This is a genomic window from Sinorhizobium mexicanum, from assembly GCF_013488225.1.
GTDB classification, from domain to species: Bacteria; Pseudomonadota; Alphaproteobacteria; order Rhizobiales; family Rhizobiaceae; genus Sinorhizobium; species Sinorhizobium mexicanum.
The window spans coordinates 34,386-57,632 of sequence record NZ_CP041238.1 but is presented as its reverse complement, the minus strand read 5'-3'; the positions used below and the strand labels follow the sequence as shown (position 1 = coordinate 57,632).

17 protein-coding genes are annotated in these 23,247 nt (G+C 62.9%); 13 read left to right on the top strand and 4 right to left on the bottom strand.

Annotation, left to right across the window (positions count from 1 at the left end):
- Positions 1-9: 9 nt before the first annotated feature.
- Together FKV68_RS00255 and coaA are read left to right on the top strand one after the other, a co-directional pair.
- Entirely contained in the window at positions 10-333 is a 324-nt protein-coding gene (locus FKV68_RS00255) for a phosphoribosyl-ATP diphosphatase (protein ID WP_180939578.1), read from the top strand.
- The gene (coaA, locus tag FKV68_RS00250; protein WP_180939577.1) at positions 330-1,325 is read left to right on the top strand and encodes a type I pantothenate kinase; all 996 of its coding nucleotides are present in this window, start codon (positions 330-332) and stop codon (positions 1,323-1,325) included. Before FKV68_RS00255 ends, coaA begins: the two co-directional genes overlap by 4 nt.
- Positions 1,326-1,466: 141 nt before the next feature.
- Here the strand turns inward: coaA and FKV68_RS00245 are convergent, their stop codons facing one another.
- The 4 genes from FKV68_RS00245 to FKV68_RS00230 all read right to left on the bottom strand — a co-directional run bounded on the left by FKV68_RS00245 (position 1,467) and on the right by FKV68_RS00230 (position 5,183).
- On the bottom strand, positions 1,467-2,078 hold the full coding sequence (locus FKV68_RS00245; protein WP_180941360.1) for an alpha-ketoglutarate-dependent dioxygenase AlkB: 612 nt from the start codon (positions 2,076-2,078) through the stop codon (positions 1,467-1,469).
- 167 nt (positions 2,079-2,245) lie between these two features.
- Positions 2,246-2,719 carry a peptidoglycan-binding protein LysM gene (gene lysM / locus FKV68_RS00240; RefSeq protein ID WP_180939576.1) on the bottom strand — a complete coding sequence of 158 codons (474 nt, stop codon included), beginning with the start codon at positions 2,717-2,719 and terminating at the stop codon, positions 2,246-2,248.
- A 140-nt stretch (positions 2,720-2,859) separates the two neighbouring features.
- On the bottom strand, positions 2,860-3,294 hold the full coding sequence (gene arfB, locus FKV68_RS00235; protein ID WP_180939575.1) for an alternative ribosome rescue aminoacyl-tRNA hydrolase ArfB: 435 nt from the start codon (positions 3,292-3,294) through the stop codon (positions 2,860-2,862).
- 278 nt (positions 3,295-3,572) lie between these two features.
- Positions 3,573-5,183: a phosphoenolpyruvate carboxykinase gene (locus FKV68_RS00230; protein ID WP_180939574.1), complete on the bottom strand. Its 1,611-nt coding sequence runs from the start codon at positions 5,181-5,183 to the stop codon at positions 3,573-3,575.
- A gap of 330 nt (positions 5,184-5,513) precedes the next feature.
- Here FKV68_RS00230 and chvI point away from each other — a divergent pair, with 330 nt between their 5' ends.
- From chvI to addA, 11 genes are all read left to right on the top strand, one after another.
- On the top strand, positions 5,514-6,239 hold the full coding sequence (gene chvI, locus FKV68_RS00225; protein WP_180939573.1) for a two-component system response regulator ChvI: 726 nt from the start codon (positions 5,514-5,516) through the stop codon (positions 6,237-6,239).
- Positions 6,240-6,552: 313 nt separating this feature from the next.
- Complete coding sequence (chvG, locus tag FKV68_RS00220) at positions 6,553-8,337, top strand: two-component system sensor histidine kinase ChvG (protein WP_180939572.1); 1,785 nt, start codon at positions 6,553-6,555, stop codon at positions 8,335-8,337.
- Positions 8,334-8,792 (top strand): HPr kinase/phosphorylase, encoded by a 459-nt coding sequence (locus FKV68_RS00215; protein WP_180939571.1) that lies wholly within the window; start codon positions 8,334-8,336, stop codon positions 8,790-8,792. Before chvG ends, FKV68_RS00215 begins: the two co-directional genes overlap by 4 nt.
- Positions 8,793-8,947: 155 nt before the next feature.
- A complete protein-coding gene (locus tag FKV68_RS00210; RefSeq protein WP_153440569.1) occupies positions 8,948-9,349 on the top strand; it encodes a PTS sugar transporter subunit IIA in 402 nt (133 codons plus the stop codon).
- The gene (locus FKV68_RS00205) at positions 9,346-9,639 is read left to right on the top strand and encodes an HPr family phosphocarrier protein (protein WP_180939570.1); all 294 of its coding nucleotides are present in this window, start codon (positions 9,346-9,348) and stop codon (positions 9,637-9,639) included. Before FKV68_RS00210 ends, FKV68_RS00205 begins: the two co-directional genes overlap by 4 nt.
- Before the next feature lie 210 nt (positions 9,640-9,849).
- Positions 9,850-11,250 carry an adenosylhomocysteinase gene (gene ahcY, locus FKV68_RS00200; RefSeq protein WP_180939569.1) on the top strand — a complete coding sequence of 467 codons (1,401 nt, stop codon included), beginning with the start codon at positions 9,850-9,852 and terminating at the stop codon, positions 11,248-11,250.
- Between the two features lie 396 nt (positions 11,251-11,646).
- Positions 11,647-14,130: a sensor histidine kinase gene (locus FKV68_RS00195; protein WP_180939568.1), complete on the top strand. Its 2,484-nt coding sequence runs from the start codon at positions 11,647-11,649 to the stop codon at positions 14,128-14,130.
- Positions 14,130-15,638 (top strand): tRNA (adenosine(37)-N6)-threonylcarbamoyltransferase complex ATPase subunit type 1 TsaE, encoded by a 1,509-nt coding sequence (gene tsaE / locus FKV68_RS00190; protein ID WP_180939567.1) that lies wholly within the window; start codon positions 14,130-14,132, stop codon positions 15,636-15,638. Before FKV68_RS00195 ends, tsaE begins: the two co-directional genes overlap by 1 nt.
- Positions 15,639-15,647: 9 nt before the next feature.
- A complete protein-coding gene (locus FKV68_RS00185; protein ID WP_180939566.1) occupies positions 15,648-16,379 on the top strand; it encodes a nucleotidyltransferase family protein in 732 nt (243 codons plus the stop codon).
- Between the two features lies 1 nt (position 16,380).
- A complete protein-coding gene (gene addB, locus FKV68_RS00180) occupies positions 16,381-19,557 on the top strand; it encodes a double-strand break repair protein AddB (protein ID WP_180939565.1) in 3,177 nt (1,058 codons plus the stop codon).
- On the top strand, positions 19,547-23,110 hold the full coding sequence (gene addA / locus FKV68_RS00175; RefSeq protein ID WP_180939564.1) for a double-strand break repair helicase AddA: 3,564 nt from the start codon (positions 19,547-19,549) through the stop codon (positions 23,108-23,110). The genes addB and addA overlap by 11 nt, the downstream gene beginning before the upstream one ends.
- Positions 23,111-23,247 lie beyond the last annotated feature (137 nt).

The following is a 23,247-nucleotide window of genomic DNA, read 5'->3' as shown; positions in this document are numbered from 1 at the left end:
GATTTCAGCATGACCGGTTTCACTCTTTCCGATCTCGAAAACATCGTGGCCGTGCGGGCAAAGGCGGCGCCGGAGGAATCCTGGACCGCCAAGCTCGTCGCGGCCGGCCAGCGCAAGGCGGCCAAGAAGCTTGGCGAGGAGGCGGTCGAAACAGTCATCGCGGCGATCAGCGACGACCGCAAGAATCTGGTCGATGAGAGTGCCGACCTTCTCTATCATCTTATGGTCGTATTGAACATTGCAGCCGTCCCGTTGCAGGATGTGATGGACGAGCTTGCCAGGCGGACCAGCCAGTCCGGCCTGCAGGAGAAGGCAAACCGGCAAAACCCATGACTATCGCCGCGAAAGACATCGACGCCGGGGATATTCCGGGCAACCTCCAGGGCGGAGAGTACTCGCCCTACCACGTGTTCTCGGCCGAGGAATGGTCGCGCTTTCGCGCCGACACGCCGTTGACCCTGACAGCCGACGAGGTGCAGCGCCTGCGCTCGCTCAACGACCCGGTCGACCTTGGCGAGGTCCGCCGGATCTACCTGTCGCTGTCGCGGCTGCTCTCCGCCCATGTCGAGGCCTCACAGATCCTGTTCCAGCAGCGCAAGCGCTTCCTCAGCATGTCCGATGAAACGAAGACGCCGTTCGTCATCGGCATCGCCGGTTCGGTCGCCGTCGGCAAATCTACGACGGCGCGCATCCTCGCCGAGCTCCTGGCGCGCTGGCCCTCTAGCCCGAAGGTCGACCTGATCACGACCGACGGCTTCCTCTACCCGAACGCGATCCTGCAGCGGGAAAACATGATGGATCGCAAGGGTTTTCCGGAGAGCTACGACATTGGCGCGCTCTTGCGCTTCCTCTCGGCGATCAAGGCGGGGCAGCCGAACGTCAAGGCGCCCACCTATTCGCACCTGACCTATGACGTCGTCCCGGACCGGTTCCAGACCATCGACCGGCCGGACATCCTGATCTTCGAAGGAATCAATGTGCTGCAATCGCGCAACCTGCCGGCCGACGGCAAGATCGTGCCGATGGTGTCGGATTTCTTCGATTTCTCGATCTATATCGATGCCGAGGAAAGTCTCATTCACAGCTGGTACGTGAGCCGCTTCATGCGGCTGCGCGAAACGGCCTTCAAGAGCCCGCAGTCCTTCTTCCATCGCTATGCGACGATCAGCGAAGACGCGGCGCGCGCCATCGCCGAGGGGCTCTGGCACAATATCAACCTGAAAAACCTGCACCAGAACATCCTGCCGACGCGGCCGCGCGCCGACCTGATCCTGCAGAAGGGCCCGAACCACCTGACGGAGACGGTCGCGCTCAGGAAGCTTTGAAGCGGGCACCGCTCGCGCGCGCTCCCCTGCCCTCATTTCTACAGCGCCGTGCGTCCTTCAGGACGCTCAAAGGACGCTGTAAGTCTTCGAATCTACGCATCGTGTTTTCCGAAAATCGATTCCGATTTTCGGGCCGATGCGCTAAGGATTGACCCGGCGCAAGGTGAGATTGACGCGGCCGCCGTTCTTCAGCAGCGTCGAGGTGTTCGGATAGATGCGATCGACGCCGTGGAAGGCGAGCCTGCCTTCGCCGCCGAGCACGACGACATCGCCGCTCGCAAGCTTGAATGAGATCGTCTGCCCGCTGCGCTCCCGGCCGCCGACACGGAAGAGGCAGGTATCGCCGAGCGAGATCGAAACGACAGCCGTCTCGAGGTCCCGTTCGTCCCTGTCCTGATGCAGACCCATGCGCGCGTCCGCGGAATAGAAGTTGACGAGGCAGGCCTCCGGCTCCTTGTCGCTCGCCGAAACCGCGTGCCAGATATCGGTGAGCGCCGCGGGCATTGCCGGCCAGGGCTTGCCCGTCAGCGGATGCTCCGCCTGATAGCGATAGCCCCGTTCGCGATCGGTGACCCAGCCGAGCGGACCGCAATTGGTCATGCGCACCGACATCGGCTTTCCGGTCTTCGGCATTTCCGGCACGAAGAGCGGCGCCTCCGCAACGACGAGACGGATGGCCTCGACCAGTTCCTCCTGGTGGGAGCGGTCGAGGAATCCCGGAATGTGTCTTATTCCCTTTGGCAGCACCTGCATCGCGTGTGTCCCGTCATCCGCTGCGACGATCGACGGGCCCTGTTGCATTCACAATGCTACAGCGTCCTTTGCACGTATGACAAGACGCGTGGCGCCGTAGGTCATCAAACCCGAAGTCAGGCGGTATAGTCTTCGCGCGACCCGGTCGCCACCCGAAATACCGTCGTTCAGCCGGCATTAAGATCCGGAATGCGCAGCACCTGTCCCGGGTAGATCTTGTCGGGATCTTTCAGCATCGGCTTGTTCGCTTCGAAGATCAGTGTGTGTTTGGCGCCTTTGCCCTTGCCGTACTGCGCCTCGGCGATTTTCCAGAGATTGTCGCCCTTCTTCACCGTGTAGAAGACGGGCGCCTTGGCCGGTGCGGGCGCAGCGCCTGCATCCGCGACCTTGAGATCGGACGCTTCGACGGCCGACACGCCGAGCGTGTTGCCGACGGCGACGACGGCCTTTTCGAACGTCGACTGATCCTTCACGACGCCCTTGAGGACAACCTTGTCGTCCACGACTTCGACCTCTACGTCCTTGGTGCCGAGGTCATGCGAGGCAAGCTCCTTCTGGACACTGTCGGCATCCGGCGGTGTGTCGTCACCACCGATCCCGAGCTTCTTGCCGGCATTCTTGATAAAGCTGAACAAACCCATGGTTGCCTCCTCTTCGCAGATGCCCCCGGATAAAAGAGGGCGGCACCGGCGAAAGTTCAAGGGAGCGGCCGAAAGATTCGTTCGGCCGTGCGGAGAGACGCGGGCGCGGTTTCCGGCGCACGCACGCAGTCCGGATTCCCTCACTCGCCACCGGGCCGGCCGCGGAGTTTCTTGATTTCGGCGCGGCCGGATTTCTCCTTCAGTCGCCGCTCGATCGAACCGCGGGTCGGCTTCGTTTTCTTGCGCGGTGGTGGCGGCGGCTCGGCCGCCTTCAGGATCAGTTCCTTCAGCCGCTCGCGGGCATCCTCGCGATTGCGCTCCTGGCTGCGAAACCGATTGGCCTCGATCATCAACACGCCGTCCTTGGAAACACGGCGGCCGGCAAGTCTCAACGCATTCGCCTTGACGCGGTCCGGCAGCGACGGCGACGTCTGGATGTCGAAGAAGAGCTGGACCGCCGTCGACACCTTGTTGACGTTTTGTCCGCCCGGTCCGCCGGCCAGCACGAACTGCTCCGTCAATTCCCAGCCGGCAATGACGATGCGGTCGTTGATGTAAAGCGGATCGCTGGCCATGTTTGCTCCGTTTCGATCGTCCTGCTGCCGTGGGCCGGCGCAGGCGGTTGCCCGTTCCCCTGTCTAACTCATCAGAATCGATCACGTTCATGATTTTGGATCGAATCAATCCGGAAATCACCGTGGTCAGCAGTTCCAGGAAAAGTGTGCAGCGGTTTTCCGCTGGGAATTGCGTACCGAAAAGCAGCTATCGCGAAGCATTTGAAAACAATCAGGGTTAAAACGCGAAAACCCGGCCCAAACGGACCGGGTTTCACGTGAATCATAGCCAGCGATCTTTATTCGGCAGCGACCTTCGCTCCCGGAGCCGCGTCGCGCACGCTGCCGTCGACATGGCTTTCGAACTTGGCAAAGTTGGCGATGAACATGTCGATCAGGCGGCGCGCCTGCGCGTCATAGGCAACGCCGTCCGCCCACGTCGACCGCGGGTCGAGAATGCCGTCGTTAACGCCCGGTACCGACACCGGCACGGCAAAGCCGAAGTTCACGTCGGTGCGGAACGTCGCATCGTTGAGCGAGCCGTCGAGTGCCGCCGAAAGCAACGCACGCGTCACCTTGATCGGCATGCGGTGCCCCGTGCCGTAAGCGCCGCTGGTCCAGCCGGTATTGACCAGCCAGCAGGTAACGCCGTTCTTGGCAATGAGGTCCTTGAGCAGATTGCCGTATTCCGACGGATGGCGAGGCATGAACGGAGCGCCGAAGCAGGTCGAGAAGGTCGCCTCGGGTTCGGTCACGCCCTTTTCCGTTCCGGCGACCTTGGCCGTGTAGCCGGACAGGAAGTGATACATCGCCTGTTCCGGTGTCAGCCTGGCGATTGGCGGCATGACGCCGAAGGCGTCCGCCGTCAGCATGATGACGGTGCGCGGCTGCGGCGCGGTCCCCGTTTCGCTGGCATTTGGAATGAAGTCCAGCGGATAGGCGATACGGGTGTTTTCCGTCAGCGAACCGTCGTCGAAGTCAGGCACGCGGCGCTGATCGAGCACGACGTTCTCCATGACGGTGCCGAAGCGCCGGGTGGTGGCGTAGATCTCCGGCTCGGCGGCGGCCGAAAGCTTGATCGCCTTGGCGTAGCAGCCGCCCTCGAAATTGAAGACGCCGTCCTCGCCCCATCCGTGCTCGTCGTCGCCGATGAGCGTGCGGGTGGAATCGGCCGAAAGCGTCGTCTTGCCGGTACCGGACAGACCGAAGAAGATCGCCGTATCGCCAGCGGGGCCGACATTGGCCGAGCAATGCATCGGCATGACGGCCTTTTTCGGCAGGAGATAGTTGAGCACCGTGAAGACCGACTTCTTCATTTCGCCGGCATAGGAGGTGCCGCCGATCAGGACGAGGCCGTTCGTCAGGTCGCAAGCGATCACCGCTTCGCTACGGCAACCATGACGCTCCGGATCCGCCCTGAAGCTCGGCAAGTCGATGATCGTCAGCTTCGGCTCGAAGGCTGCAAGCGCCTCGCGTGCCGGACGAATCAAGAGATTGCGGATGAACAGCGAATGCCATGCGAGTTCCGTGACGACGCGCGTCGGCAAAGCATGGGCCGGATCGGCGCCACCGATGAGATCCTGCACGTAAAGCGACTTGCCCTTGGCGTGAGCAACCATGTCCTGGCGCAGGCGTTCGAAGTTTTCGGGCGAGATCGCATTGTTGTTGTCCCACCAGATCTGGTCAGCGGTCGCCGCGTCGCGGACGACGAACTTGTCCTTGGGGGAGCGGCCGGTGTGCTGCCCGGTGCGGGCGCAAAGGGCGCCGTGCGCCGTCACTTGAGCCTCGCCCCGGCGAATGGCGTCCTCGTAAAGCTCCGCTGCCTCGAGATTGTAGCGGACGAAAGCCAGGTCCGAAAAACCGATTGTTTCCAGTCCGTTCGAGGGATTGCGGGTGCCGAGTTGCTCCATGGTCAAGCTTCCTTTGTCATTGGCCATTGGTGGGGAATGTCGTCGGAACATACCGACAAGGTTGATCGAAGACAAGACATCGACTCCTAAAACAATAATGATATCAGTATATTAATCGATTTAAAGAAAAATGTGTATTTTTTAATCGGTTGAATTATGCTTCTGCGAGACACATTTGTCGGCCAATCCCGAGACGATTGGCAGGCGGCGCTTTTGCGCTTCGCCACAATTTGTTCCACCTTTATACTCAAGTAACGCCGGTGACTCGCGGTTGCCGCGATTCTTGGAGCGGGTCTGGCCAACGGACCTCAAGAGACGGAGTTGAATACGATGCAGACCATCGCGCTTGTCGATGACGACCGCAATATCCTGACGTCCGTGTCCATCGCGCTGGAAGCCGAGGGCTACAAGGTCGAAACCTACACCGACGGTGCATCGGCACTCGAAGGCCTGCTCGCGCGTCCGCCACAGCTCGCGATCTTCGACATCAAGATGCCGCGTATGGACGGCATGGAACTGTTGCGCCGGCTCAGGCAGAAGTCCGATCTGCCGGTGATTTTTCTGACCTCCAAGGACGAGGAGATCGATGAGCTCTTCGGCCTCAAGATGGGTGCCGACGACTTCATCACCAAGCCTTTCTCCCAGCGCCTGCTGGTCGAGCGCGTCAAGGCGATCCTGCGTCGCGCCCCGAACCGAGACCTTGCCGCGGTCGGCGCCATCGGCACGGCAAAGCCTTCCGACGCGCCGTCCCGTTCGCTGGAACGTGGCCAGCTCGTGATGGATCAGGAGCGCCACACCTGCACCTGGAAGAACGAGTCGGTCACGCTGACGGTCACCGAATTTCTCATCCTGCACTCGCTGGCGCAGCGTCCGGGCGTGGTGAAGAGTCGTGACGCATTGATGGATGCCGCCTATGATGAGCAGGTCTATGTGGATGACCGCACGATCGACAGCCACATCAAGCGGCTTCGCAAGAAGTTCAAGATGGTCGACAACGACTTCGACATGATCGAAACGCTCTACGGCGTCGGCTATCGTTTTCGCGAGACGGCCTGACGACCGGCGCTCCACGCTTGCCACGGCGGCGATTGTGGATCATGCAGAAATGGCGTAACGGCGATGCGGGAGCGGCAGCCCGCGTCGGGCATGTCGCATCCATGGGACAAGAGCCGGGCCGGCGCGCACGAGCCGGGATCAGATAGATCGATGCGATGTGCCGGCGCTACTGCATGTATCCTTAGATCCTAGCCGATTTAAGGATAAAACATGCAGCAATTCAAAATGCTGCAGCGTCCTTTGCGCGCCGGATAAGACGCGCGGCGCTGCAAGGAAAGGAAGGCGACGAAATTTCGTCGTGGGAGCAGGAGACTTGGTAGAAGTCTTGCAGGGCGATCTCGAGGATATCGAAGGGCGGGCATCGGCGCGCAGCCAGCGCCGGTGGGCGCATCCCTTCACCCTGATCCGACGCCTGTTCGGCAATGCCGTCTTTTCGAGCCTCACCCGCCGCATCGTCTTCTTCAACCTCGTCGCGCTCGTGGTGCTCGTCGGCGGCATCATGTATCTCAACCAGTTCCGCGAGGGTCTGATCGACGCCAGGGTGGAAAGCCTCCTCACACAGGGCGAGATCATCGCCGGGGCAATTTCCGCCTCCGCCTCGGTCGATACCAACTCGATCACCATCGATCCGGAAAAGCTGCTCGAACTCCAGGCCGGCGAAAGCATCACTCCGCTGCCGAGCGACGAGGACCTCGAGTTTCCGATCATCCAGGAGCGTGTAGCGCCAGTCCTGAGACGCCTGATTTCGCCGACGCGGACGCGCGCCCGCCTCTTCGACGCCGATGCCGATCTCCTGCTCGACTCCCGCCACCTCTATAGCGGCGGCCAGGTGCTGCGCTTCGATCTGCCGCCGGTCGATCCGGAAACGACCGGCATCGCCGACAAGCTCAGCGTGTGGCTCAACCGGCTGCTGCAGCCGGGCGACCTGCCGCTCTACAAGGAGCCGCCGGGCGGCAACGGTTCGATCTACCCGGAGGTCATGAATGCACTGACCGGTGTGCGCGGAGCGGTCGTGCGGGTAACGGAGAAGGGCGAGCTCATCGTTTCGGTCGCGGTGCCTGTGCAGCGTTTCCGCGCCGTGCTTGGCGTGCTCCTGCTTTCGACGCAGGCGGGCGATATCGACAAGATCGTCCACGCAGAGCGCCTCGCCATCATCCGCGTCTTCGGCGTTGCGGCCCTCGTCAACGTCATCCTGTCGCTGCTTCTGTCGTCGACGATCGCCAATCCGCTGAGAAGGCTGTCGGCCGCCGCCATTCGCGTGCGCCGCGGCGGCGCGAAGGAACGGGAGGAAATCCCGGACTTTTCCTCGCGCCAGGACGAAATCGGCAACCTCTCCGTGGCGCTCCGGGAAATGACGACGGCGCTCTATGACCGCATCGCGGCGATCGAAAATTTTGCCGCCGACGTCAGCCACGAGCTCAAGAACCCGCTCACGTCGCTGCGCAGCGCCGTCGAGACCCTGCCGCTTGCGCGCAACGAGGACTCGAAAAAACGGCTGCTCGACGTCATCCAGCACGATGTGCGCCGCCTCGACCGGCTGATCAGCGATATTTCCGACGCCTCGCGCCTCGATGCCGAACTGGCGCGCAGCGACGCCAAGAAAATCGATCTGGAGAAGCTGCTTGGTGATCTCATCGAGATTTCCCGACAGATCCGCAGCAAGAAGAAGCCAGTCCTCCTCGACTTCGTCATCGACCGCAAGGACAATCCGCGGGCGAGCTTTGTCGTCAATGGCTACGAGTTGCGCATCGGCCAGATCGTCACGAACCTCATCGAAAACGCCCGCTCCTTCGTTCCCGAGCAGAATGGCCGCATCGTCGTGCGCCTGACCCGGTCGCGGTCCCGCTGCCTCGTCTACATCGAGGACAACGGACCAGGCATCCAGGCCGAGGACATCGACCGGATTTTCGAGCGATTCTACACCGACCGGCCCGAGGGCGAGGACTTCGGCCAGAATTCCGGCCTCGGCCTTTCGATTTCCCGCCAGATCGCCGAAGCGCACGGCGGCACGCTGAAGGCGGAAAACATCGTCGGCCAGGGCGGGCACGTGACCGGTGCCCGCTTCACCCTCTCGCTGCCCGCCGAGCCGCACCAGTGACCGCGCCAGTTTGCAATATCCATGCAACGGCGATCGTTCTCGGCACGACCGGATTTCTGATTACCGGCGCTTCCGGCTCGGGCAAGTCGGCGCTCGCGCTTTCCTGCATCTCCGAGGCGAGGCGCCGCGGACGTTTCGCGGCACTCGTCGCCGATGACCGGGTCGATCTCAGCCTTGAGAACGACCGGATCATCGCCCGGTGCCCGCCATCCATTCGCGGCCTGATCGAGATCCGCGGCGGCGGCATCGTGGCCGTCGAAACGGTTTCGGCCTGCGTTCTCGACTGGGCGATCATGCCGGTCCGGCCGTCCCGCGACGCGCGTCTGCCGCCCGAGAACGAACGGTTGCAGCTAGAAATTGGGCGAAGTCTGCCGCTGCTGCGCGTTCCCGTTGAAAACCCCGTTTCCCCTTTCGATGCACTGCACGCGTTGCTACCCAAAAATTTAGCACTTTAGCCTTATCCAAGGGCACAAAGGCTGCTTTTTCGGCATTTTTGGCTTGCACTTCCCCTTTTCCTTGCCAAGATGGCCGCCCCAACAGGTGGACGAAATTGCTGCATTGCGATATCTGACCATCAACGAGTTGCTATGCAGTTGGAGCAAAGATACCCATGATCGGACTTGTGCTTGTCACCCATGGCAAGCTGGCGGAAGAGTTTCGGCATGCGTTGGAGCATGTGGTTGGTCCGCAAAAAGCTATCGAGACCGTGTGCATCGGGCCCGAGGACGACATGGACCAGCGGCGTCAGGACATCCTCGATGCGGTTGCGGGCGCGGACGAGGGCAATGGCGTCATCATCCTGACGGACATGTTCGGCGGCACGCCCTCCAACCTTGCCATCTCGGTCATGCGCAGCGGCAGCGTCGAGGTGATCGCCGGCGTCAATCTGCCGATGCTGATCAAGCTTGCCGGCGTTCGCGGCGAAAGCGACATGGACAAGGCCCTCGTCGAGGCCTCCGAGGCGGGGCGCAAATACATCAATGTCGCCAGCCGCGTGCTGAGTGGAAAATGATGGACCATCGCCCGGACATGTCGCTGACTCGGGAGCTCCTGATCATCAACAAACGCGGCCTGCACGCACGCGCGTCGGCGAAATTCGTCCAGACCGTTGAAGCCTATGATGCCGAGATCACCGTCTCCAAGGACGGCATGACCGTCGGCGGCACCTCGATCATGGGCCTGATGATGCTCGCCGCCAGCACCGGCTGCACCGTTTTCGTGACTGCCAGCGGCGTCCAGGCGGAAGAGGCGTTGAACGCCGTCGACGCTTTGGTGCGGGACAAGTTCGGCGAAGAAATTTGACGCGGTCCGCCGCGATCAGACCGAAGGCCGGTTGCCGGCTCTCTCGCGATATAAACATATAAAGACTTCTTTATATCGCGGTTGCCCTGCCCGCTGATTCCTGATAGACCGTGCCCACTCTCCCCGTGATCCTGCGCGGGAGGCGTTGTCATGCCGCCAAAAGGCCAGAGGGGCCGGCGCGGCCGGAAAAGATCAGCCCTGGAGAACTCCATGACCGCAACTCAGGACTATATTGTCGCCGATATCGGCCTGGCCGATTTCGGCCGCAAGGAAATTGCCATCGCCGAAACGGAAATGCCGGGCCTGATGGCCTGCCGCGAGGAATTCGGTGCATCGAAGCCGCTGAAGGGCGCACGCATCACCGGCTCGCTGCACATGACCATCCAGACGGCCGTGCTGATCGAGACGCTGGTTGCGCTCGGTGCCGAGGTTCGCTGGGCCTCGTGCAACATCTTCTCTACCCAGGATCACGCCGCTGCCGCCATCGCGGCAAGTGGTGTTCCTGTCTTCGCCGTCAAGGGCGAAACGCTTGAAGAATACTGGGCCTATACCGACAAGATCTTCCAGTGGGCAGACGGCGGCCTGTCGAACATGATTCTCGACGATGGCGGCGACGCCACCATGTACATCCTGCTCGGCGCGCGCGCCGAAGCCGGCGAGAACGTACTTTCGAACCCGGGTTCGGAAGAGGAGGAAATCCTCTTCGCCCAAATCAAGAAGCGTCTCGCCGCAACGCCCGGCTGGTTCACGAAGCAGCGCGACGCCATCAAGGGCGTCACCGAAGAAACGACCACCGGCGTCAACCGCCTCTACCAGCTCCAGGCCAAGGGCCTGCTGCCCTTCCCGGCGATCAACGTCAACGACAGCGTCACGAAGTCGAAGTTCGACAACAAGTACGGCTGCAAGGAATCGCTCGTCGACGGCATCCGCCGCGGCACCGACGTGATGATGGCCGGCAAGGTCGCGGTCGTTTGCGGCTACGGCGACGTCGGTAAAGGCTCGGCCGCTTCCTTGAAGGGCGCAGGCGCGCGCGTGAAAGTCACCGAAGTCGATCCGATCTGCGCCTTGCAGGCCGCAATGGACGGCTACGAAGTGGTCCAGCTCGAGGACGTCGTTTCGACCGCCGATATCTTTATCACGACGACCGGCAACAAGGACGTCATCCGCATGGACCACATGCGCGAAATGAAGGACATGGCGATCGTCGGCAACATCGGCCACTTCGACAACGAGATCCAGGTCTCGGCTCTGCGCAACCTGAAATGGACCAACATCAAGCCGCAGGTCGACATGATCGAGTTTCCGAAGGGCAACCGCATGATCCTGCTTTCGGAAGGCCGGCTGCTCAATCTCGGCAACGCCACCGGACATCCGTCTTTCGTGATGTCGGCCTCCTTCTCCAACCAGGTGCTGGCGCAGATCGAGCTCTTCAGCAAGGGCGCGAACTACAAGAACGAGGTCTACGTGCTGCCGAAGCAGCTCGACGAGAAGGTCGCCCGCCTGCATCTCGCGAAGCTCGGCGCCAAGCTGACCGAGCTCTCGGAAGACCAGGCCGCCTACATCGGCGTGAAGCCGCAGGGCCCGTTCAAGGCCGAACACTACCGGTACTAATCCTTAGCCGGACAATCCACAACATGTTGTGGCCGCGATCTTGACAAGAGATCGCGGCCTCTTTTTTGAGCCGCGCACTTTCCGGCGATTCGTCAAACAAGTATGCTTAAGTCATTGATTCGTGACGCTACTGCATGTTTCGGCAATCGTACCGATTTGAGGAAACATGCGGTAATTCAAAGTACTACGGCGTCCTTTGCGCGTCTGATGAGACACGCGGCGCTCAAGTGCGGAGCTTCGAGCGTCGCGGGTGGGGATGTCTTGTCGGACATGCGGCAAACAGACGGAGACAGACCGGGGATGCAATCGCAACTGACGCAAACCCCTTTCAGGGGTTTCGGTGCATGGCGGCGTAAGGTCGGCGGCAATTTCCGGACAAACGGGGACGGCGGCGCCATGGAAACAGAACGATCCACGCTTTTCGGTGGAGGCCTCAAGGCGCCCGCCCTGTTGCGGCGACTGCTCGCGGGCACCGTCGTCTTCGCGGCAACCGACGCGGCCGCCCAGGCGTCGACGCCGGTTGCCAAGGCCATTTTCGGCTCCTCGGAAGTCGTCACCTTTTCCGTCCTGATCGGCGTCATTTCCGCGGCCATGATTTCCGCCATCTGGCTCATCCGCCAGCGCGGCAACATCGAGGCCGAGAACCGCGAACTGCGATCCGGTCTTTCCGATGCAAACCAGCGGATTTCCCGTTTCCAGGCCCTCATCGCCGACAAGAACCGGCGCATCGTGATCTGGGATGGTCTGGCCGAACGTCCCGAGTTCCTCGGACAGCTCCCCGTCGAGACTGGCGCTCCGCAGGACGACCGTACTTTTCTCGCCTTCGGGCGCTGGCTGAAGGCGCCGTCTGCCAGCCAGCTCGAAAAGGCGATCGAGACGCTGCGCGCGCAGGCGCAAAGCTTCGATCTCGTGCTCGAAACGCAGCGCAACGAGGTCCTGGAAGCTCAGGGCCGCGTTTCCGGCGGACGGGCATTCGTGCGCTTCATCGCACTCAACAATCTCAGAGCCGAACTTGCCGAGTTGAAGCTGGAACGCGATCGCCTGCACGCATCGCTGTCGACGTTCCGCACGCTGCTCGATGCGATCGACCTGCCTGTCTGGCAGCGGACGACGGACGGCAAGCTTGAATGGGTCAACGAAGCTTTCGCAGAGGCGGTCGACGCGCAGAGCGCGAACCTCGCCGTCGCCGAAGGGCGCGAATTGCTCTCGACCGCGGCGCGCGAAAAAATCCGCGCCGTATCAACTCTTGAAACGCCCTTCAGCGACAAGGTTTCGACCGTCGTCAAGGGCAATCGCACTTTCTTCGATGTCGTCGACGCCCGCAGCCCGGCCGGCTCGGCCGGCATCGCCATCGACGTCTCCGGCACCGAAGCCGTGCGTGAAGAGCTTGCACGGACCTTGAAGAGCCATGCCGAAACGCTCGACCATCTGGCAACGCCCGTGGCGATCTTCGACGGCAATCAGCGCCTGCAGTTTTACAATCAGGCGTTCCAGCGGCTCTGGAACCTCGACATGGGCTTCCTCGAGCGCAAGCCCGACAACGGCGAGGTGCTCGACCGGCTGCGGGCCGGGGGCAAGCTCCCCGAGCAGCTCAACTGGAAACAGTGGAAGGCTAATGCGCTGTCCGTCTATCAGGCACTCGACACGCAGTCAGACCTCTGGCACCTGCCGAACGGCCAGACGCTCCGCGTCTTTGCCACCGCCCGGCCGCAGGGCGGCGCAACCTGGGTGTTCGAAAACCTGACAGAGAAGGTCGATCTCGAGACCCGCTACAACACCCTCGTCCAAGTCCAGGGCGAAACGATCGATCATCTCGCCGAAGGCGTTGCAGTCTTCGGGCCTGATGGCCGCATCCGGCTTTCCAACCCGGCGTTCCGGGCGATCTGGGGTATCAGCGAGGCGGAGGCCAAGCCCGGTACCCACATTCGCGCTGTCGAACAGGCGTGCCTGCCCTCCTATGACCAGCCGGATGGCTGGAAGCGGTTTGCCCATATCATCACCAGCTTCGACGACGAGCGTCCGTCGAGCCGCGGCATTCTGGAATTGCGGACCGGTCTGATCCTCGACTATGCCGTGATTCCGCTGCCGAACGCCCAGACGATGCTGACTTTCGTCAACATTACCGACAGCGTCAGGGTCGAGCGCGCCCTGACTGAGAAGAACGAGGCGCTGCGCAAGGCCGATGCGCTGAAGAACGACTTCGTTCATCACGTCTCCTATGAATTGCGCTCGCCGCTCACCAACATCATCGGCTTCGCCGATCTCCTGAAAACGCCCGCGTTCGGCGAGCTCAACGAGCGCCAGGCGGAATATGTCGACCATATCGCCACGTCCTCGTCGCTGCTCTTGACGATCGTCAACGACATCCTCGACCTGGCCACCGTCGACGCCGGCATCGTCGAGCTCGACATGTCCGAGGTGAACCTCGTCGATTTTCTCGATGACGTCGCGCATCAAATGGCCGACAGGCTTGTCGAAAGTGGCGTCACCTTGCAGGTGGATGCGCCCGACAGCCTTGGCCGCATGATCGCGGACCAGCAGCGGCTGAAGCAGATCTTCATCAAGCTGCTCACCAACGCCGCCAACTTCGCGCCCGATGGCAGCGCCATCGATCTCAAGTGCCGGCGCGAAGGCAGCGATTTCGTCTTCTCGGTCAGCGATTCCGGCCCCGGCATTCCGCAGGATGTGTTGAACACCGTCTTCAACCGCTTTGAAAGCTACGGCCAGCACGGCGGCGCCGGTCTCGGACTGTCGATCGTCGAGAGCTTCGTCAGCCTGCATCACGGCACCGTTTCGATCCGCAGCAAGGAGGGCGAAGGCACCGAGGTCACCTGCCGCATTCCGTCGTCCGAAATGCCGAAGATCATCGCGGCCGAATAATGAAGCATCTGCAACGGTTCCTGAAGGACGAGGCAGCCACCATCGAGCTTGGCGAAGATCTGGCGCTGGCGCTGAAGCCCGGCGATTGCGTCGCCTTGTCAGGCGATCTCGGCGCGGGAAAATCGACCTTCGCGCGCGCCCTGCTCCGCGCGATCGCCGACGACGAGACGCTCGAAGTGCCGAGCCCCACCTTCACGCTCGTCCAGAACTACGACCTGCGCATCCCTGTCGCCCATTTCGACCTCTATCGTCTCGCTGACGCTTCGGAACTCGACGAACTCGGCTTCGACGAGGCCCTTTCCGAAGGGATCTGTCTTGTCGAATGGCCGGAAAAAGGGGACGAAGCGCTTCCCTCCGAACGGATCACGCTCGCCTTCACCCATGATGGCGACGGCCGCCAGCTCGCCATTTCCGCGCCCGACGCTTCGTTCGAGCGTATCTCGCGCTCGCTGGCAATCCGCATTTTCCTCTCGCAAAACGGCTATGCGACCGCCCGGCGCCGGCATTTGAGCGGCGATGCCTCGATCAGGGCCTATGAGCGGATCGTGACGGATGGTGAGCCGGCGAAAATCCTGATGGATGCGGCCAGACACAAGCCCGGCCCCATTCTCCAGGACGGAAAATACTACCAGCAGCTTGCGCACCTTGCCGAGGATGTCGTTCCGTTCGTCGCGATTTCCGAGTTGCTGCGCGGACGCGGCTTCGCCGCGCCGGAAATTTATGCCCGCGACCTCGACAAGGGTATCTTACTGATCGAGGACCTAGGCTCCGACGGCATTCTCGATACGGAGAGAAGACCGGTCGCCGAGCGCTATCTCGAAAGCGTGCGGCTGCTCGGCCGCCTTCATGGCGAGCCGACGGCACGCGAGATTGCCATTGGCGACGGGTTGGTCCATCGCATTCCCGATTTCGACCGCACGGCGATGAAGATCGAGACGAGCCTGCTGATCGACTGGTACCTGCCATGGAAGCGCGGCGGAGCGGCCTCCGACAGCGAGCGTAAAGAGTACTTCGCCATCTGGGATCAACTGATCGACGTTCTTGCATCGGCCGAGAAGAGCCTGCTGCTGCGCGATTTTCACTCGCCGAACATTCTCTGGCGCCCGGATCGTAAAGGGCTCGACCGCGTCGGCATCATCGATTTCCAGGACGCAATGATCGGTCCGACCGCCTACGATGTCGCGTCGCTCACGCAGGATGCACGCGTGACCATCGAGCCGGATCTGGCCGACCGGCTGATCGACACCTATCTGGGCGAGCGCAAGGCCGCTGGCCCATTCGACGAGGCAACCTTCCTTCGCGACTGGCACTTGATGTCGGCACAGCGCAACTGCAAGCTCGCGGGCATCTGGGTGCGGCTGATGCAGCGTGACGGCAAACCCGGTTACATGAAACACATGCCGCGCACCTTTGCCTATTTGAGCCGGGCGCTCGGCCATGAGGTGCTGACACCCTTGCGCGATTGGTGCATTAAGGCTGGAATCCTGGCTAGCGAATCAGCCAACTGACAGGAAATCATGTCCATCACCAATGCCATGGTGCTTGCGGCCGGACTGGGCACCCGCCTCCGGCCAATCACCGATACACTGCCGAAGCCACTCGTCCGGATCGCCGGCAAGCCGATGATCGACTACGTGCTGGACATCCTGGCGGCCGCCGGCGTGACCAAGGCGGCGGTGAATGTCCATCACTTTGCCGACCAGATGGAAGAGCATCTCCGTCGCCGCGAATCGCCGCACATCCTGATTTCGGACGAGCGCGACGCCCTGATGAATTCCGGTGGCGGGCTTGCCAAGGGGCTGAAGCTGCTGGACGACGGGCCGTTGCTCGTCATGAATGCCGATCTCTTCTGGATCGGCGAAAAGGCCGGAACGCCGAGCAATCTTCAAAGGCTAGCCGATTTCTTCGATCCTGAGAGCATGGACATGGCGCTCCTTTGTGTGCGACTCGAAGACACGACGGGGCACAACGGAAAGAAGGATTTTTCGCTGGCTGAGGACGGCAGGCTCGTGCGCTACGAGGAAGGCATGGAAAATCCGATCGTCTATGCCGGCGCGATCGCCATGGAGTCGCGTCTTTTTGCCGACGCGCCAAGCGACGCCTTCAATCTCAACATCTATTTCGACCGCGCCGTCGCCCGGGGGCGCCTCTTCGGGCTGATGCTCGACGGCCACTGGATGACGGTCGGGACGCCGGAAGCGATCGCTGAAGCCGAGGCGGCCATGTGCCGTTTTCAGCCGGGAGGATAAGATGCCCGGCCACGCCCCGAACGTCTTTACTATCCCCGCCGGCCTGCCGTTCCTGAGGACGTTGGCGCGGAAGCTCTGCGACGGCGGGCTGGTTCCGGATTTCAGCTACGATCCGGCGGATCCGCTGATGCTTGCCGGCGTGACGATCTTCGTTCCCACACGACGCTCGGCGCGCGTGCTTCGCTCGGAGTTCGTCGATCTGCTCGGCGGTCGCTCGGCCATCCTGCCGACGATCCGCGCGCTCGGCGAGACGGATGACGACAGCGGCTTTTTCGATGCCGAGATGCCGGCGATACTCGATCTCGCCCCGCCTCTTTCCGGCACCGCACGCCTGATCGAACTCGGCCGCCTCATTCTCGCCTGGCGCAACCAGCTGCCGCAGGCCGTTCTCGATATCCACGGCGAAAGTCCGCTGATCGCGCCGGCAAGCCCAGCCGATGCCATTTGGCTCGCGCGCAATCTCGCCGAGCTGATCGACGCCGTCGAAACCGAGGAGCTCGACTGGGAGGCCCTCGATGGACTCGACGCCGGCGAACATGCGCTCTGGTGGCAGTTGACGCTTGCCTTCCTGAAGATCGCCCGCACCTATTGGCCGGAGCGGCTGGACGAGCTCAAGCAATCTTCGCCTTCGCGCCACCGCAACGCCATTCTGCAGGCGGAAACACAGCGCATAGCCGCCGGCAGGGTGACTGGCCCTATCATCATCGCCGGCTCGACCGGCTCGATCCCCGTGACAGCCGCGCTGATCGCAGCCGTGAGCAGGCTGCCGAACGGCACCATCGTTCTGCCGGGCCTCGATCAGACGATGAGCGATACGGAATGGGAGCTGATCGTCGGCGATGGCTCGACCGGCATCACAAGGGATCCGGCGAGCCGCAGCCACCCGCAATACGGCTTCTACCGGCTGCTGAAACGCATGGGCATCGGTCGGCGTGATGTCCTGACACTCGAGCCGTCCGATGGCGCCCTCGACTATCGCGGCATGGTTCTCTCTCGCGCCCTGCTTCCGGCAAAGGCGACCGACAGTTGGACCCGGACGCGTGAGGATTTCGATCCGGCGAGGCTTCTCTCGGCCTTTGCCGACGTCGCGCTGATTGAGACGGCCAATGAGCGGGAAGAGGCAACGGCTATCGCCATCGCACTGAGGCTCGCGCTTGCCGACGACGATGAAAGCCAGGCGGCGTTGATCACGCCCGATCGGGGGCTTGCGCGCCGCGTCGGGGCGGAACTTGCCCGTTTCGGCATCGAGGCCGACGATTCCGCCGGCACGCCGCTCGCGGCCACAGCCGCCGGCGCCGTCGTACGCTTGTTGCTGGAGGCCGCATTGCGGCCGGGCGATCCCGTGCCGCTGGTGGCTCTCCTCAAGCATCCGCTCGCCCGCTTCGGTGAGACAACCGACGATGTCCGGCGGACGGCCGACGCGCTCGAGCTGCTGGCGTTGCGCGGCGGCACCGGCAGCGCCGACATTTCGGCCCTTGGCCCGGTGGTCGAGCAGGCGCTCGAAAAGCAAAAGCATGATCGTCATCCGCCCCCGTGGCAGAGCCGCCTCGATGAGGCGGATATAGCCGCCGCCCGCAGGCTTGCCGCACGCATTGCGTTGGCCTCCGAACCCCTGGCGAGCGCGTCCGTGCTTCGCGTCGACGGCCAGCATCGATCCAAGGTGCTCACCCTTGCCGACTGGGCGGAGCGAACGGGTCGCGCACTGGAAGCCGTTTGCGTCGACGAGCGCGGCAGCCTTGGCGATCTCTGGTCAACGGAAGCCGGCGAAACACTGGCAGCGCTTCTCAAAGGTATCATCGAGACGGAAGGTCAGATGCACGCCGACGGACCGCAGTGGTGCGACATCGTCGAGGCGCTCGCGGCGAGCGAGGCGGTCAAGCCCCGATCGATGCGGCATCCCCGCGTCTTCATCTTCGGGGCGCTGGAATCGCGCCTGCAAAGCATGGATCTCGTGGTGCTCGGCGGTATGAACGAGGGCACGTGGCCAGGGCAGACGTCAAACGACCCCTTCCTGTCGCGGACGATGAAATCCGGAATCGGCCTCGAACCGCCGGAGCGGCGTATCGGCCAGCTCGCCCACGATTTCCAGATGGCCTGCGGCACGCGCCGCCTGATCCTCTCGCGTTCCATGCGCCAGGGCTCGGCACCAACGGTCGCTTCGAGGTGGCTGCAGCGCCTGCAGGCGCTCGGCGGCGATAGACTGACGCAACTCATCAACTCCAACGGCGCGGACTATTTGCACTGGGCGCGCATTCTCGATGCAGGCGAAACCCAGCCGCTTGCGACGCGGCCGGAACCGCGGCCGCCGGCCGAGCTGCAGCCGCGCAAATATTCGTTCAGCGAAGTGACCCGCCTCCGTCGCGATCCCTACGCCGTCTACGCTCGGCGGATCCTGCGGCTGCAGCCGATCGAGCCGTTCAATCGTGATCCGGGGGCGGCCGAGCGCGGAACGCTCTACCATCGAATAGTCGACCGCTTCGTCAAGGGCGGCTTCGATCCGGCCTCGCCCGATGCGGAAACGGTGATGACGCGACTGCTCAACGAAGCCTTCGACGAGGAGGCGCTTCCGCCGCATATCGACACGATCTGGCGTCCGCGTTTTGCCGCTGTCGGGAAGGCATTCCTTGGCTGGGAGCGCGACCGCCGGAAGAGTATCGCGAAGTCTTTCACCGAGGTTCCCGCATCCATGGATATCGGCCTTGCGGATATTCGGCTGACCGGCGTTGCCGACCGCCTCGATCGGCGCCTGGACGGCACCATCGACATCATCGACTACAAGACCGGCTCCAGCCCCTCGCCCAAGGAGGCGCGTAGTCTGCTCGACCCGCAGCTTTCGCTCGAGGCCGCCGCGCTCAAGGCCGGAGCCTTCGGCGCGACGGGATGCGCCGAACCAAATGCGCTTCTCTATGTCCGCCTGAAACCCGGAAACCGCTTCAGCGTCGATCCCGTCAACAACGAGGGTGGCAGGCAAAAGGAAACGAAATCCGCGGACCAGCTGGCGGAAGAATCGCTCACCGAATTGCGGAAGCTGCTCGCGGCACTGATGAGCGGCCGCCACGGCTTCGTTTCCCGCCTGATCGTGCAGAAGGAGCGCGACTACGGCGGCGAATACGATCATCTGGCGCGGGTTGCCGAATGGGCGACTGCCGAAGGCGAGGATGATGCCGATGAGGGATGACACTTTCGGGCCTCGGGAAACGACACCCCGGGCCTGGCTCGACTGGACGACGGAGCGGCAATCGCTCGCCTCCGACCCGGCGCGTTCGGCCTGGGTTTCCGCCAATGCCGGATCGGGCAAAACACATGTCCTGACCCAGCGCGTCATCCGCCTGCTGCTCGCCGGCTGCCGCCCTTCCGCGATCCTGTGTCTCACCTATACGAAGGCCGCCGCTTCAGAAATGTCGAACCGGGTGTTCGAGCGCCTGGCCGAATGGGCGACGCTTGACGATGCTTCGCTTGAGAAGCGTATCGAAGTGATCGAGGGCGCACGGCCCTCAATCGTGAAAATCCAGGAGGCACGACGGTTGTTCGCCGCCGCGCTAGAGACGCCCGGCGGCCTGAAGATCCAGACGATCCACGCATTCTGCGAAGCGCTCCTGCATCAGTTTCCGCTCGAAGCCAACGTCGCCGGCCATTTTTCCGTGCTCGACGACAGCGCCGCTGCGGTCTTGCTCGCGGATGCACGGCGTGCGTTGCTGGCGGCCACTGCGGCGGATGACCCGGAGCTCGCCGCCGCCTTCGCCACTGTTCTCGATCTCGCCGACGATACGGGCCTCGAAAGGCTGCTGGAGACGATCGTCGCCAATCGCACGCCCATTCAGGCGTTCCTCGATCGCGCCGCGACGCGGGGCGGATTGGAAGCGCATCTGCGTGCATCGCTCGCGATCGCGCCGGGCGAGACTGCAGAAAGCGTGCTGGCGAAGGTCTGGCCGCTGGCCGGTCTGAACGGCGCGGCTCTTGACCAATATCTCGATCTCGCAGCACGCAAGGGCGGCGCCAAGCCTTCCGAGTTTGCAGAAGGACTGAAGGCGGTCGCAAGGCTCGCCGATCCCGAGGAGCGCTACCGGAAGCTGCTCGGACTTTTCTTCAACGGCGGCGGCAAGCCGCGGGCTGACTCCACCTTTTTGAACGCCGCGATGCGGCGCGAGGCGCCTGACCTCGCACCGCTCGTGGAGCAAGCGCGCGATCATGTCGTCGCCTGCGTCGACCGATTGAGCATCGTCAGGATGTACGAAGCGACAGGTGCCGCACTCACGCTCGCTGAAAGGCTCAACCGCGATTACGAGGAAATCAAGAAGGCGCGCAGCCAGCTCGACTTCGAGGATCTGATCAATCGCACGGCAGCGCTTTTTGCCCGCGGCGATGTCGGCGCCTGGGTTCACTACAAGCTCGACCAGGGCATCGACCACATCCTCGTCGACGAGGCACAGGACACGAGCCCCGCGCAATGGACGATCATCCAGTCGCTTGCCGCCGATTTCTTCGCCGGCGAGACGGCGAGAGCTGACGAGCGGACGATCTTCGCCGTCGGCGACGAGAAGCAATCGATCTATTCGTTCCAGGGCGCACGGCCGGAGCGCTTCTCCCGCGAGAGCATCGTGACGGAGCGGCGCGTACGCGCTGGCGGAAAATACTTCAGCCCGATCCGCCTGCAGCTTTCCTTCCGTTCGACCATCGACGTCCTGTCGGCCGTCGACACGGTCTTTGCCAACAAGGCGAACGCCAAGGGGCTCAGCGCTCAGGACGAGGCGATCGTTCATGCCTCCAACCGGATCGGCCACCCCGGCACCGTCGACATATGGGACGTGATCGCGCCCGAACCGACCCTCGCCGAAGAGGAGTGGACAGCCGCCTTCGATGCGACTCCCGAGCGCGCGCCGGCAAACATTCTGGCCCGGCGCATCGCCGCGGTTCTCGATGACTGGATCGGCAAGGAGGCCGTCATCGAGAAGGGCATTCGCCGGCCGATGCGGCCCGGCGACGTGATCGTCCTCGTTCGCAAGCGCGACGCTTTCGTCAATGCTTTGACACGGGCACTGAAGCGCAGAAACAACATCCCGGTCGCTGGTGCCGACCGCCTCGTGCTGACCAGCCACATTGCGATTCAGGATCTGATGGCGCTCGGCCGCTTTGCTCTGCTACCGGATGACGACCTTTCTCTCGCCGCGCTCTTGAAAAGCCCGCTCATCAATCTCGGTGAGGACGATCTTTTCGAACTTGCGGCAGGAAGGCCAGAAACCGAGAGCCTCTGGCAACGCCTGCAGAGCTTCGGCGTCCAGGAGACGAGCCGGTACCACCCGGTCGCGCGCACGCTCTCGCACTATGCCGACATCGCCCGCCATATGCTGCCGCACGATTTTTATGCCCGCATCCTGGGTGTTCTGGGCGGCAGGGCGGCTTTCCTTGCCCGGCTGGGCAGCGAGGTCAGCGACATTCTCGATGAATTCCTGACTTTCGCGCTCGATCACGAAAGAGCCGGCTTGCCCGGACTGCAGGCCTTCATCTCGACGCTTGAGATCGAAGCGCCGACGGTCAAGCGCGAGCAGGAGGAGCGCGACGAAGTGCGCGTCATGACCGTGCACGCGGCAAAGGGCCTGGAGGCGCCGGTCGTCTTCCTCGTCGACGGCGGTGGCAAGGCGTTCAATAGCCAGCATGTTCCAGATCTGCGCCTTTTCGAAAAGCCGCGGGGCGACGGTTCCGTCGTGACCGTGCCTGTCTGGCGGGCGCCCGGCTCCGGCACGAACTCCCTGCTCAACGCCGACAACGCTCGCCTGAAGGCGCTGGCTGAGGAGGAATACCGGCGCCTCCTCTACGTCGGCATGACACGCGCCGCAGACCGGCTCGTCATCTGCGGCTATCGCGGGCAGAGGGAGAATACCGATACCTGGCATGCCATGGTCCAGGGGACGCTGGCGCAGGATATCAAAGGACGCGGCACGCCCATGGTGTTCCGTGCGGGCGGCGAAGAATGGACCGGCCACGCGTGGCGCGAGACGCATCCCCATATCGACGCCCGGATGACAGAGGGTGTGCAGGCGGAAGGAGAGCGCAGGGCGCCGGGCCTGCCCGGTACGCTTTCGGCACCCTTGCCGCCGCCGCGTCGGCTGCCGCGGCCGCTCACCCCGTCCGGTACCGGCATTGTCATCGACGATCCGGACAGTGAATCGATCGTCGGATCGGCGCTCTTCACGGAAAAGGCGGCACCCAATCGCTCGCTGCTGCGCGGCGCGATCCTTCATCGGCTGCTGCAGGTTCTCCCGTCGATCGATCCAGCGGAACGCCCGGCTGCGGCGGACCGCTATCTGCTGCGGTCGGTCCCGCGCTGGCCCGAGCCGGAGCGTCGGGCGCTTGCCGATGCCGTGATGGATGTGCTGGACCACCCCGAACTGCAGACGCTCTTTGCCGCGCACAGCCGGGCGGAAGTCTCCGTCATGGGAACGCTCACCCTCGGCGGGCGCGAGTTCGCCGTGTCGGGTCGCATCGACCGGCTGGCTATTTCCGGCGATACGGTGACGATTGCGGACTTCAAGACGAATCTCCAGGTGCCGATGTCACTTGAGCAGGTGCCATCTGTCTACAGAACGCAACTTGCCATTTACCGGGAACTGCTCAAGCCGCTTTATCCCGGGCGACGGTTCCGTTGCGCTCTGATCTTCACCGAGGGACCGGCAATCCAGGTGCTTTCCGACGCGGTGCTGGACAGGAGTCTTGAAGAGCTCGCGACAAAGTGAGATACACGATATTGAAAATCCGGTGGCGACGCCTCACATGAGGCACAACATCTGGACACGCCGCGCCGCCCCGGTACGAACCGAAAGGCGCGGTAATATTTTGAAGAACCGCACGATCAAGATCGTACGGTCGCCAT

What these genes read in the sequence shown, in the direction of transcription:
- chvI (WP_180939573.1), top strand. Translation starts at nt 5,514, where the DNA reads ATGCAGACCATCGCGCTTGTCGATGACGACCGCAATATCCTGACGTCC.
- addB (WP_180939565.1), top strand. Translation starts at nt 16,381, where the DNA reads ATGCCCGGCCACGCCCCGAACGTCTTTACTATCCCCGCCGGCCTGCCG.
- FKV68_RS00205 (WP_180939570.1), top strand. Translation starts at nt 9,346, where the DNA reads ATGATGGACCATCGCCCGGACATGTCGCTGACTCGGGAGCTCCTGATC.
- coaA (WP_180939577.1), top strand. Translation starts at nt 330, where the DNA reads ATGACTATCGCCGCGAAAGACATCGACGCCGGGGATATTCCGGGCAAC.
- FKV68_RS00195 (WP_180939568.1), top strand. Translation starts at nt 11,647, where the DNA reads ATGGAAACAGAACGATCCACGCTTTTCGGTGGAGGCCTCAAGGCGCCC.
- lysM (WP_180939576.1), bottom strand. Translation starts at nt 2,719, where the DNA reads ATGGGTTTGTTCAGCTTTATCAAGAATGCCGGCAAGAAGCTCGGGATC.
- FKV68_RS00230 (WP_180939574.1), bottom strand. Translation starts at nt 5,183, where the DNA reads ATGGAGCAACTCGGCACCCGCAATCCCTCGAACGGACTGGAAACAATC.
- FKV68_RS00255 (WP_180939578.1), top strand. Translation starts at nt 10, where the DNA reads ATGACCGGTTTCACTCTTTCCGATCTCGAAAACATCGTGGCCGTGCGG.
- FKV68_RS00210 (WP_153440569.1), top strand. Translation starts at nt 8,948, where the DNA reads ATGATCGGACTTGTGCTTGTCACCCATGGCAAGCTGGCGGAAGAGTTT.
- FKV68_RS00185 (WP_180939566.1), top strand. Translation starts at nt 15,648, where the DNA reads ATGTCCATCACCAATGCCATGGTGCTTGCGGCCGGACTGGGCACCCGC.
- ahcY (WP_180939569.1), top strand. Translation starts at nt 9,850, where the DNA reads ATGACCGCAACTCAGGACTATATTGTCGCCGATATCGGCCTGGCCGAT.
- addA (WP_180939564.1), top strand. Translation starts at nt 19,547, where the DNA reads ATGAGGGATGACACTTTCGGGCCTCGGGAAACGACACCCCGGGCCTGG.
- arfB (WP_180939575.1), bottom strand. Translation starts at nt 3,294, where the DNA reads ATGGCCAGCGATCCGCTTTACATCAACGACCGCATCGTCATTGCCGGC.
- FKV68_RS00245 (WP_180941360.1), bottom strand. Translation starts at nt 2,078, where the DNA reads ATGCAGGTGCTGCCAAAGGGAATAAGACACATTCCGGGATTCCTCGAC.
- tsaE (WP_180939567.1), top strand. Translation starts at nt 14,130, where the DNA reads ATGAAGCATCTGCAACGGTTCCTGAAGGACGAGGCAGCCACCATCGAG.